Origin of the sequence: Agrobacterium sp., assembly GCF_032092815.1 — a bacterium.
Lineage (GTDB): Bacteria > Pseudomonadota > Alphaproteobacteria > Rhizobiales > Rhizobiaceae > Agrobacterium.
The window spans coordinates 43,293-55,523 of the sequence record NZ_DAMDBP010000028.1; the positions used below are offsets into that span (position 1 = coordinate 43,293).

Here is a 12,231-nt window from a genome sequence, read left to right on the forward strand (position 1 = left end):
CGGGCGGCGATTTTCTGGCTGGTATGTATATTCTCGGCTCCGCCGTTCGCGGCGCACAGATGAAGCTGGGGCGCGGCACCGGTGTGTCGCCCGCCGCCATCATCAACCAGATTGATCATATGGGCGTGCGCGCCGTTCCTATCATCGTGCTGATGTCGTTTTTGATCGGTGCGATCATAGCGCAGCAGGGCGCTTTCCAGCTTCGTTATTTCGGTGCGGAAGTGTTCGTTGTCGATCTGGTCGGCATTTTGCAGTTGCGCGAAATCGGCGTCTTGTTGACCGCCATCATGATTGCAGGTCGCTCCGGCAGCGCGATTACCGCCGAAATCGGCTCGATGAAAATGCGCGAAGAAATCGACGCACTGAAGGTGATTGGCCTTAACCCGGTGGGTGTGCTGGTTTTCCCGCGTCTGGTGGCGTTGACCATTGCCCTGCCGCTCTTGACCATTCTTGCCAACTTTGCCGCGTTGTTTGGCGCAGCTGTCGTGGCACTGATCTATTCCGGCATCACGTTCGAAGTGTTCCTGTCGCGTTTGCATGCGGCCGTTGAAATGTCGACCATTGCATCGGGCATGATCAAGGCACCATTCATGGCGCTGATCATCGGCATTGTCGCCGCCGTCGAGGGTATGAAGGTTGGCGGAAGCGCTGAATCGCTTGGCCAGCACGTCACATCCTCGGTGGTCAAATCCATCTTCGTGGTCATTCTCGTGGACGGGCTTTTTGCCATGTTCTACGCGGCGATCGACTTCTAAGGGGGATGGTTGTGGCTGAGACACAAGACAACAAACAGCAAAACAACAGCAAAAAAGACCGCGAAGTCGTGCTGTCCGTCGAAGGGCTGACCGTCGGTTTTGGCGACAAGCTGATCCTCGATAATCTCGACCTGGATGTCTACCGCGGCGAAATCCTCGGTTTTGTCGGTGCCTCCGGTGCCGGTAAATCGGTGTTGATGCGCACGGTGCTGCGGCTTTTGCCGCGCCGCTCCGGCACGATCAAGATTCTCGGAACGGATTATGACAAGGCCAGTGAAGAAGAGCGCATGGCGCTCGATACCCGTCTTGGCGTGCTGTTCCAGCAGGGCGCATTGTTTTCCGGCCTGACGGTCAAGGAAAACATCCAGCTGCCGATGCGCGAATATCTCGATCTGCCGAAATCGCTGATGGATGAGCTGGCACGTTTGAAGATCGACATGGTCGGTTTGAAGCCCGATGCGGCCGATAAATATCCGTCCGAGCTTTCCGGCGGCATGATCAAACGTGCAGCCCTTGCAAGGGCGCTGGCGCTCGATCCGGACCTGGTGTTCCTGGATGAACCGACTTCGGGTCTTGATCCTATCGGCGCTGCCGAATTCGACAATCTTATTGCAAGGCTGCGGGATACGCTGGGTCTGACCGTTTATATGGTGACCCACGATCTCGACAGCCTGTTTTCCGTCTGTGACCGCATTGCCGTGCTCGGCAACAAGAAAGTATTGGTTGAAGGCACACTTGAGGATATGTTCGCCTGCGACGATCCTTGGGTTCAGTCATACTTCAAGGGCAAGAGAGCCAGAGCGGTTGTGTCCCCGAACAACGTGCATGAAACCCCGGTGGAGTAACAAAACCTATGGAAACCAAGGCCAATTACACCATCGTCGGTATTTTTACCCTGATCGTCGTCGCGGCTGCCTTCGGCTTTGTCTACTGGATGGCCGAGTTCGGTCGCGGTGGGCCGATGGCGCAGCTTGTCGTGCGTATTCCAGGCTCTGCCAACGGTCTGTCGGTTGGGTCGCCGGTGCGCTTCAATGGTATTCCGGTTGGTACCGTGCGCGGCCTGTCGATCGATTCAGAAGACCCGCAATATTCCATCGCCTTTACGGAAATTCAGGCGCAGGCACCGGTGTTTACCAGCACTCGCGCGGTTCTGGAAATTCAGGGCCTGACCGGTGCTGCCTATATTGAACTGTCCGGCGGTCGCAAAACCGATGAACGCATTTTGCAAAAAGCGTTTGAAACTGGCGTGCCGGCCGAATTGACCGCGGATCTTTCGAGCGTCACCAACCTTCTGGCCACAGCGGACAAGATCCTGACCCGTGCAGACAATGCGATTGGTGAGTTGCAGGGCTTTGTGCAGGATGCGCGTGGTCCGCTGACCCAGACGGTGCGCAATGCCGAGAAATTTTCCAATGCGCTGGCGGAAAATTCCGATGGCATCGACAGTTTCCTCGAAAGCATGAGCTCGCTGTCCGTCACCGTCAAATCGGTATCTGGCCGTCTGGAAAGCACTTTGGCGGCGGTGGAAGATCTGGTGCGCGCTGTTGACGCCAAGAAGGTTGATACGATTCTTGCCAATGCAGAAAAGGTCAGTGGTGATGTCGCCAGGGCGTCGGGCAATGTTGATGACCTGATGGCCAGTGTAAAACGCACTGCTGAAACGTTCGAGAGAACCGGCACGGATGCGCAGGGCGTGCTGAAACGCGCCGATACGCTGCTGGCAGCGGTTGATCCGGCTAAGGTCGGCACCGCAGTTGACGATATTTCCGTGGCAACCAGGGATGCACGCAGCGCGATTGCTTCCTTCAAGGGTGTGGCCGATGACGTTGACAAGCGTCGTGACCAGATCGACAGAACCATTGCCGACTTCCAGGAAATGGCCGGCAAGTTGAACGCTGCATCCAACCGCGTTGACGGAATTCTCATAAAAGTCGACAACTTGCTTGGAACCGATGACGCCAATTCGCTGTTTGTGAAGGCGCGTGAAACTCTGGCGTCCTTCAAGAGCGTGGCGGACACCCTGAATGCGCGTATTGGGCCAATCGCCGATAATCTGGCACGGTTTTCCGGAGCAGGGCTGCGGGACGTTCAAGCGCTTATCGGAGACACCCGTCGGACGGTCGATCAGTTGAATAATACGATTATGAACTTCGACCGTAATCCGCAAAGGTTGATTTTTGGCGGTGAAACCGTCAAGCAATATGATGGCAGGACACGGCGTTGAGGCTGATTCCGTACAAGGTGGCAAAGGGGTAATGTGAATATGGCTGTTGCAATACGCCCTGCGACGATCCGTGCGGTACTGGCATTTCCAATTGTTCTTCTGTCTTTGAGCAGCTGTGGTACTGCCGCAAAGAACGACACGTTTGATCTTTCGGCGTCATCTCTGGCCGCAACCGAAGGCCGTTCGCTGAAAAGCCGCCAGGTGCTGGTTCCTGAACCGACAGCACTGAAAACGCTGGACAGCGAAAACATCGTTGTTCGCCTGTCCTCATCCGAGGTGCAGTATCTGGCAAACTCGCAGTGGAGCGATCGCCTGCCGCGTCTGGTGCAATCCAAGCTGGTGGAAGCCTTTGAAAATACCGGCAAGCTCGGCGGCGTTGGCCGTCCGGGGCAGGGGCTGGCCATCGACTACCAGGTCGTCACAGATATTCGCTCGTTTGAGATCGACACCAAGGGTGGCAACACGGCCGTTGTCGAAATTTCGGTCAAGATCCTCAATGACCGTAACGGCACCATCAAGGCACAGCAGTCCTTCAAGGCTGAAACGCGCTCTTCCGGCACATCGAATGCCGCTTTCGTGAAATCACTGGATGGCGCATTTGCCGCCGTGTCACGCCAGATCGTCGACTGGACGTTGAAGTCGCTTTAAGCCGACGATCTTTCTTCACTTCTGTCGTGACAGGCTGCTGCCGCTTTTTAGGAGCGGCAGAGCTTGAGGATGAAGTTTTCCGCTTCAATCACCGATGTCGTCACCTGCGCAAATGCGTGGCTGTCACCGGGATTGTGTTCCAGGTGCATTGCCGCAGCAGAGACCTGGAATGCACCCACCGCATCCGCCGAACCTTTCAGGCGGTGTGACAGCGCGACAATCCTCGTCTTGTCGGCGGTCGCCAGCTCATGCAGGATGACGCGGGTGTTACGGGCAAAAAGCTGGAGGATTTCGATTTCCAGTTCCTTGTCACCCATGGTCTGTTTGGACAGGTGGGCAAGGTCAACCGGCTTGGTGCTGGTTGTGTAACTGGCGGAAAAATTATCCGGCATACCAAATGCCATATTTGCAGCTGCCATGATGGGTTTCCCATTTTGTTATATTCTGTGCCGGATTTACGCACATGACGGTGTGGTATCTCCCTAAAATGCGGCACAAAGCAGGCTGATATTTTTAGATATGGTTAATTTATGTTAAATCGATATGAAACAAGAGCTTGCTGATTAAGATGTGATTTAAAAACTGTTAACAAGACCGTTCATTCCCTGGTGGCGGCAAATGCGTTAATTGTTTCAAGGGCGTAAATGTGCCACTACGATACTGCTATGGTGCGTGCGCTTGGGCCGGAACTTTATGAAATGACACAATGATGTTATTTTCGTTCCGGAAATGAGGGGTGCGCCATAGGGGGTGCATAGTAATGAGCGGGACACATTCTATCGTGTAAGGGTAGGGTTTCCTGTAGGCATGATGCCTCGGACGGTTTTAGGCGGCTGACTGATCGAGGTTATATCTGGCCGGGCGTATTAGTAACGAGGCGTAACCGCATGGCGAATAACAAGTTCAGTGACTCGATTGACGAGACTGCATTTCAGGCGCTGGAGGATGCCCTCCAGACAGGCAAGTCTGATGCAGATGCGCAGCCTCGAAAACGATCGACGCCAAAGTCCTCGGAGGCTAAAGTGCCCGAATCTTCCAGAAAGCCGGTATCAGAAACGCAAGCGCGCGCAGCCGCTGAGCAGAACAGGGCCGCAGGGCTGGAGGCCACCAATGACGGCTCCAAACGCAACACCGTTGCCATCCTGAAAGCTCTGGAAAGCACGTCGATTGCCTCGGCAATCCGCAACGCTGCGATTATTTCCATTGTTTGGGCACTGTGCGGTCTGGCGCTTGGTCAGGCCATTTACGGCAATCTCATCTGGCAGGCTGGCTCATTGGCTGAGCTTTTCGCCATTCCGGGCATCATGGCCGTTTTCGTCGGCATTGTTGTTCCTGTCATTCTGTTCTTTGCCTTTGCCATCATGATGGCGCGTGCCCGCGATCTGCGTAACGCTGCCCGTTCAATGGCCGAAGTGGCGCTTCGCCTTGCCGAACCGGAAACTGTGGCTGCTGACCGCATCATGTCGGTAGGGCAGGCGGTTCGTCGCGAAGTTTCCGCCATGAATGAAGGCATCGAGCGCACCATCGCCCGTGCCACCGAACTTGAAACGCTCGTGCATTCCGAAGTGAATGCGCTTGAGCGCAGCTATGCCGACAATGAACTGCGCGTGCGCAGCCTTGTAACGGAGCTTTCTTCCGAGCGTGACGCCATCGTCAACCACGCCGAACGCATTCGTGCATCGATCATCGGCGCGCAGGATGACATCAAGGAAGAATTGTCGCTGGCGGGCGAAGAGCTGTCCATTCGTCTGGCAACCACCGGCGAAGCCTTTGCTTCGATGATCGACACACGTTCGGCCGCTCTGCTTGAGAAGTCGCGCGTCACGACTGAAGCCATGGGCAGCCTGATTGCCGCCAAGACCGACAATCTGCTCAAGGCGCTGCACACATCTGGCACCAGCCTTGCCAATGAATTCGACATGCGCCTGCACAACCTCACTTCGACCATGTCGGACCGGGGTGCCGTGCTGCTGGAGCAGTTTGCAACACAGGCCTCAACACTGGATTCCGGTGCTGAAAAGCTCAACCTTGCCATTGAAGAGCGCACACGCCTTCTCAATGAAGTGCTGTCGTCGCGCACCAAGGAACTCTCAGACAATCTCAACCGTGGCGAAGAAGCCATCAGCGGGTCGCTGGATACGGTTCTCAACAAGCTCAGCGAAACGCTGGATGAGCGTGGCCTTTCGTTCCGCAAGAGCCTGCAGTCCACGGCTGACGACGCGATCATGGATCTCGACCTGCGCTCTGGCCTGTTCGAAGAGCGCCTGCAGGCAACGGTTGGTCAGGTCAACTCGGCCTTTGACGAGCGCGTTGCAGAATTTGCCAGCGCCTTTGACCGTCGTGCCGGTTCGCTCGACAGCAAGCTCATGGAAAGCCTGGCCCGCATCAATGAAGCGGTTGCCGGTGGTTCCGATGCCATTGACGGCATCTTGAGCTCCAGCATCGATCGCCTTGGCTCTGCTTTGACCGACCAGTCCTTTGCGCTGGCAACGGCACTCGGCACCGGCCAGGAGATGCTTGAAAACGCTCTTGATGAGCGCACCCGCGAACTCAGCAACGCCGTTGCATCGCGCACGCAGGAAATCACCAACGCACTGGGCGACACGCATGAGCGTATCGACAGCATCATGGCAGAGCGCAGCGGTGCATTGTTCAATGCGCTGACTGCAAGCCAGAACCGTTTCGATGAAACGCTGGCCAGCCGTTCGGAAGCCATCACCAACTCGTTGTCTGGTGCGCCAGAGCGTATGGCCGAGATCCTGGACGCAAGAGCAGCCGAAATCACCAACACGGTTGCCGACATCGAGCAGCGTCTTACCGCTGCCCTCGATGGTCGCTCCGCCGCCATTGCATCGACACTGGAAGACAAGGCCAACTACATCACCAGCACGGTTGCCGGTGTTGAAGAACGCTTGTCGAGCACGCTCGATGATGCCTCGATGGCGATTTCCCTGTCGCTGGAAAGCCGCACCTCGTTCCTGGCCGATACGGTTTCGGATGCCGAGCAGCGCATTGCCTCCACGCTGGATGGTGCATCGTCTTCGATCACCAACGCGCTGGAAAGCCGCACGACCTATCTGACGGAAGCTGTTGCAGATGCCGAACAGCGCCTGTCCAGCAAGCTCGACGACGCCTCCATGTCGATGTCGCTGTCGCTGGAAAGCCGCACATCCTTCCTGGCTGATGCCGTGTCCGATGCTGAACAGCGCCTTGCTTCCACACTGGATGGTGCATCGACTTCGATCACCAGCGCGCTGGAAAGCCGTACAAGCTACCTGACCGACGCCGTGTCTGACGTTGAACAGCGTCTGGCCAATACGCTCGAAGGTGCGTCCTCTGCCATCACCAACACGCTGGAAAGCCGCACGGTCTACCTCACCGAGGCAGTTTCGGATGTGGAACAGCGTTTGGCCAGCAAGCTTGATGATGCTTCCATGTCGATCTCCATGTCGCTGGAAACCCGCACGTCGATCTTTGCAGAAACGGTGTCTGACGCCGAGCAGCGCATTGCCTCCACGCTGGATGGCGCATCCTCGTCGATCTCGACAGCGCTTGATAACAAGGCAATCTACCTCGAAAACGCGGTTGCCGGTGTCGAACACCGCCTGACGTCTTCGCTGGAAGAAACATCGTCTGCCATCCTCGGTTCGCTGGAAGCGCGTGCAGACGCCATTTCCACCACCGTGACCAGCGTCGAGCAGCGTCTTGCCGACACGCTTGAGGGCTCTTCGGCCAATATTTCCGGCATGCTGTCGGGCAGGGTCAATGAAATCAGCAATGTCGTCACCGGCATCGAACAGCGCCTTGTCTCCACGCTGGACGACCGCTCCGCGACCATTGCCGAAACGCTTGGCCGCAATGCTGCACATATTGAAAACACAGTTGGTTCTGCCGCACACCTCATCGACAGCAAGGTCAGCGACGCTGCCTATCTGATCGAAAACAGCGTGACCGGTGCGGCCAACCGCATTGAAACCGCGATTGATGGCGGTACCGACAAGTTTGCCGGCACGCTGGAAACCGGTGTGTCTCGCCTCGAGCACAGCCTCACGGCGTCGCATGAGCAGATCAAGAACACATTCGAGAAGCGTCATTCCGACATCGAACAGACCCTGACATCCGCCAGCGGTCAGTTGAACGACATGTTGTCCGACCAGGCCGTTTCCATCGGCACCAGCCTCGCATCGAGCGCCGGCATGCTGGAAATGTCTCTGGAAGGTCAGCAGGAAGCCCTGGAGCGGGTTATCGCCACCAGTGGTGCCGACCTCGAAGCCAGACTGCGCAACGGCATTGGCGAAATCGCTGGCAAGATCAGCGATGCGGCAGGCGACATCACATCGGCCACCGAAAACCTGTCTTCGCGCATCGACCAGTCGGTCAGCGGCGTTGCCGGTCAGCTCAACGCGACAGAGGCTCGTCTTGGCCAGTCGCTGGAAGGTTTCCAGCACCGCATCCAGACTGATCTGCACAATGTCAGCGCAACGATCGACGATGCCAATGCACGTATCTCCGAGACGCTCGGTTCGCGTTCGCAGGAATTCGTCAGCGCAGGCAGCGACGTGGCAGACCGCATTGCGTCGACCATCGACGAACGCCTCGGCACGATGGACCGCGCACTGAACATCGGTCTTGAAAACGTCAACCGCACGATTGGTGAAAAGGCGACAGGCCTTGCCTCCACACTGCGTGAAGCCGTTTCTTCCGCCACCCAGAGCATGGATGGTGAAGCCCTGCGTTCTGCCGAACTTCTGGCAAGAACCGGTAGCGACTTTGCCTCGACGTTGCGTGGCGCCGTGTCCTCTGCCACAGAGAACATGGATGGCGAAGCCCAGCGTTCTGCCGAGCTTCTGGCCAGAACGGGTAGCGACTTTGCCTCGACGCTGCGTGGTGCCGTGTCCTCTGCCACAGAGAACATGGATGGCGAAGCCCAGCGTTCTGCCGAACTTCTGGCAAGAACAGGCAGCGACTTTGCCTCGACGCTGCGTGACACGGTGTCCAACGCCACCCAGAGCATGGATGGTGAAGCCCTGCGTTCGGCCGAATTGCTGGCCAAGGCAGGCAGTGATTTCGCCCAGCAGGTTCAGGCCCGCAACGACGAGTTCACCCAGGCCATCGAAAACCGCTCCGGCGACATCATCAACCGCATTTCCGATGCGCAGAACCGTCTGTCTTCGCAGGCAGCGGCCGTTGCCCACACCTTCTCGGAAGCTGGCAATGTCATCGTCAACAAGGTTGCCGAGGCCGAAAACGTGGTGCGCACGCAGGCCGATACCATTGCCCAGAGCCTGTCGCAGGTTGAGGCAGCATTGGGTGCCCGTGGCGACTCCATCCGTTCGACTTTGGATGAGCGCACCCGCGAACTGAACTCCATGCTGGCAAGCCGCTCGGCAGAACTGTCGCGCCTGATCGAAGAAAAGGCCCGTCCGGTTGTCGACCAGTACGCCAATATCGGTCAGGAAGCGGCAGAACGCATCAGCACGGCAACCCGTGAAAGCGTGGATATTCTCTCGGCCAGCAACGCTGAAATCGTCAACCGTGTCGAACAGACCGTGGGCGATCTCAATGCAGCCGTCAGCAAGGCCTCCACGGACTTTGCAGCCGTTGACCAGACACTTGGCAGCACGGCAAGCCGTTTTGCAGAAACCGCTTCGCAGGCCGCCGACATGGTGTCCAGCTCCAGCCGTCTTCTGGAAGGCAAGATCGACCGTCTGTCGAACATCTCCGGCCAGACACTGTCGCAGGTTGCCGGCATTATCGGCCGCTTCGAAGAACATTCGAAGATGCTGTCGCAGGCCTCCGATCTTCTCGGTGCTGCCCAGTCGAGCCTCGTTGGCACGCTGGAAGAGCGCCAGGATGCCTTGAGAACGCTGGCCGTTGGTCTGGTAAAACGGTCCGAAGACATTGAAGCGACAATGCGCAACGTTGTCTCGTCCGTCGAAGGCACGATTGGCCACGCCGAAGAGCGTGCCGCCAATGTTGCCGGCACATTGCGTGAAAACCTGTCGTCGTCCTTCTCGGAAGTCGGCAAGGCTCTGGATGATACCGAACAGCGCGCCCAGTCCGCCGCCAACAACATGCGCAATGCGCTGTTGTCTGCCGGTCAGGAAGCCAACCGCTCTATCGAGACAACGCTTGCTGATGCACGCAAATACTCCGATGAGCTGGCCGACCGCGTTCGCAATGGCGTCAAGTCGTCGCTGGCAGATGTCGACACGATCCTTGGTGATGCAACGGATAAATCCAATGCAGCTGCCGCCAATGTTCGCGAAACCCTGCGTCTGGCCGTCGAAGAAGCCGTGACCCGCTTTGCCGGTGCAACGGATGAGATCCGTCGCTCCAGCCACGACATCCGCAAGGAACTGGATTCGACCCGCGCTGAACTGAAGCGTGGTGCCTTCGACCTGCCGGAAGAGGCCAAGGAAAGCGCGGCCGCCATGCGTCGTGCCGTAGCTGAGCAGATCAAGGCTCTGCAGGACATTTCCCAGCTGGTTGGCCGCTCGGCCACGCAGATGGAAATTTCCAGCGCACGCCCTGCAGCGCCAGCACCTCAGCCGGTTGCCCAGCAGCCTGTAGAACGCCGTGTTGCAGAACCTGCACCGCAGCCCGCCGCCGTTGCTGCACCGGTTATCCGTGCACAGCAGCCGCAGAGTCAGCAGCCCGCTCTGGGTGCCTCCACAGGCCTGCGTGGCAGCCTGCCACTCGAAGCAGCAAAGCCGCAGGTAGCGCAGACCACCGGTGTCACCGACCAGGCCGTACAGCGCGGCGAGGGCAGTGGCTGGATCAGCGATCTGCTGCGTGGCGCCTCGCGTGACCCGAATGCTGCCCAGGCCGCCGCTGCGCCAAGCCGCCAGCCTGCAACCCGTCCGGCTGCAGAAGCTGCTGCAACCCAGGCCTCGCGCAACAGCGACAACCGCAACCCGCGCCATATGGTGGAATCGCTGAACTCGCTTTCAGTCGATATCGCTCGTGCCATCGACCACGATGCATCGGTTGACCTGTGGCGTCGTTACCAGCGCGGCGAGCGTGACGTGTTCACCAGACGTCTCTACACGCTGAAGGGTCAGCAGACCTTTGACGAGATCAAGCGTAAATACGAGCGCGAGTCCGAGTTCAGAACGGCCGTTGATCGTTACATCGCAGACTTCGAAAAGCTGCTTGCCGATGTTGCCAAGACCGACCGTGACCGTACCGTCACCCAGTCTTACCTGACATCGGACACCGGTAAGGTCTACACCATGCTGGCCCACGCTGCGGGTCGTTTCAACTGATCTGAAACGTAAGTCAGTAGCTACCTAGTTTGAAAGCCGCCCCCATCCGGGGCGGTTTTTGTTTGTGGGGTACTGAAAAGCCGCCATGTTGGACATGGCCTGATGTGCTTTGCCACGAAAGGATTGCCCATCGATGTTGCCATTTGGTCTGGGGCTTTCTATGTGTGGAACAAATGATAACCCCGCAATTTCTGGATTTCTGACATGACAAAACTGACAATCGTTGCTTTCGACGGCTCGGCCATTGAACTTGATGTTGCAGCCGGTTCCACCGTGATGGAAAACGCCGTGCGCAATTCGGTTCCCGGCATTGATGCCGAATGTGGCGGCGCCTGTGCCTGTGCGACCTGTCATGTCTATGTCGATGATGAATGGACGGAGCGGGTAGGCCCGCCAGAGGCGATGGAGGAGGACATGCTGGACTTCGCCTTTGATGTGCGTCCAACCTCGCGTCTTTCCTGTCAGATCAAGATGAGCGCCGATCTGGACGGCCTCGTCGTACACGTTCCAGAACGTCAGGGCTGATTGCAGGCCCAAGGGCCTATATCAGCGTCAGTGCGCCAGTTGGGCCGATTGGCCATGCGCAGACCGCCCGACACCTTCAGGTGAGCGTCCACGCAGCGCAGTGTGTTTCTGTGCCCTGTGTCGTGGCCAAAAAAAGCCTCGCTCTCCGCATGAAGAGCGAGGCCAGGCGGGCATGCCGCCACAAGGCGAGGGAGGAGACACCTGTGGGTTTCAGGACACGCCAGGGAACTCGAACGCTGCAACTTGCATGGAAATCTTCAAGCGGATGGGTATCGCATTGCCGCCGCCCGGCGCGACCCTAATCCATTGATAAAACGGGAATTTTCCCGCTTCGAATTTAAGCTTTTTATAATTAAATACGCTGATTCGCCACGCCAAGAAATCACTCATGAAAGCACGGGATGTCAGGGGTGCTTTACATCAGGCGATTGGTTTGAGTGGTTTTTGCTTGTGTTGTGCACGGCGATTCTATCATTCCGTGTTTGAAGCGTTTGACGGAATGCGTCTCTGCCTGTTTCAGGCATGTGTCTGCGGGAGAAAAAGGCGTCCTTTCAGCCCAAAGACTTGGGCTGGCTGGATACCTGTGACGGGCACAGGTATGAGGGGTGGATTGGGCACGGTCCTTGGAAAAACAGCCGGGTGTGTGAACGGCTGATATCTCCACCGTCATCCTCGCCCTTGTGGCGAGGATCTAAGCCGGCGCCAAATATGCAACGTGTGATGCTTCTCGAGAAACGAAAGCGTTCTCTGCAAACGCTCCTCATGCCTCGTCCTCGGGTATGACCCGAGGGATGTCACAGGCATCCTGTGT

7 protein-coding genes are annotated in these 12,231 nt (G+C 57.5%); 6 read left to right on the forward strand and 1 reads right to left on the reverse strand.

Features of this window, described 5'->3' with window-relative positions:
* The 4 genes from RT613_RS16170 to RT613_RS16185 all read left to right on the forward strand — a co-directional run.
* Positions 1 to 755 (forward strand): ABC transporter permease (locus tag RT613_RS16170; RefSeq protein WP_313616940.1); only part of this gene is annotated, 755 nt, incomplete at its 5' end.
* A gap of 11 nt (positions 756 to 766) precedes the next feature.
* Positions 767 to 1,600: an ABC transporter ATP-binding protein gene (locus RT613_RS16175; RefSeq protein WP_313616941.1), complete on the forward strand. Its 834-nt coding sequence runs from the start codon at positions 767 to 769 to the stop codon at positions 1,598 to 1,600.
* A gap of 8 nt (positions 1,601 to 1,608) precedes the next feature.
* Positions 1,609 to 2,979, forward strand: a complete 1,371-nt coding sequence (locus tag RT613_RS16180; protein ID WP_313616943.1) for an MlaD family protein — start codon at positions 1,609 to 1,611, stop codon at positions 2,977 to 2,979.
* A 39-nt stretch (positions 2,980 to 3,018) separates the two neighbouring features.
* Positions 3,019 to 3,627, forward strand: a complete 609-nt coding sequence (locus RT613_RS16185; protein WP_313616945.1) for an ABC-type transport auxiliary lipoprotein family protein — start codon at positions 3,019 to 3,021, stop codon at positions 3,625 to 3,627.
* A 47-nt stretch (positions 3,628 to 3,674) separates the two neighbouring features.
* Here RT613_RS16185 and RT613_RS16190 read toward each other — a convergent pair whose 3' ends face one another.
* Entirely contained in the window at positions 3,675 to 4,046 is a 372-nt protein-coding gene (locus RT613_RS16190) for an Hpt domain-containing protein (protein WP_313616947.1), read from the reverse strand.
* A gap of 468 nt (positions 4,047 to 4,514) precedes the next feature.
* On the opposite strand from RT613_RS16190, the gene RT613_RS16195 reads away from it, so the two are divergent.
* Entirely contained in the window at positions 4,515 to 10,895 is a 6,381-nt protein-coding gene (locus RT613_RS16195) for a hypothetical protein (protein ID WP_313616948.1), read from the forward strand.
* A 204-nt stretch (positions 10,896 to 11,099) separates the two neighbouring features.
* A complete protein-coding gene (locus RT613_RS16200; protein WP_313616950.1) occupies positions 11,100 to 11,420 on the forward strand; it encodes a 2Fe-2S iron-sulfur cluster-binding protein in 321 nt (106 codons plus the stop codon).
* Positions 11,421 to 12,231: the final 811 nt, after the last annotated feature.

Bases quoted from the DNA above. Each gene is read 5' to 3' on its own strand.
- RT613_RS16180 (WP_313616943.1), top strand. From the start codon at position 1,609: ATGGAAACCAAGGCCAATTACACCATCGTCGGTATTTTTACCCTGATC.
- RT613_RS16185 (WP_313616945.1), top strand. From the start codon at position 3,019: ATGGCTGTTGCAATACGCCCTGCGACGATCCGTGCGGTACTGGCATTT.
- RT613_RS16190 (WP_313616947.1), bottom strand. From the start codon at position 4,046: ATGGCAGCTGCAAATATGGCATTTGGTATGCCGGATAATTTTTCCGCC.
- RT613_RS16195 (WP_313616948.1), top strand. From the start codon at position 4,515: ATGGCGAATAACAAGTTCAGTGACTCGATTGACGAGACTGCATTTCAG.
- RT613_RS16200 (WP_313616950.1), top strand. From the start codon at position 11,100: ATGACAAAACTGACAATCGTTGCTTTCGACGGCTCGGCCATTGAACTT.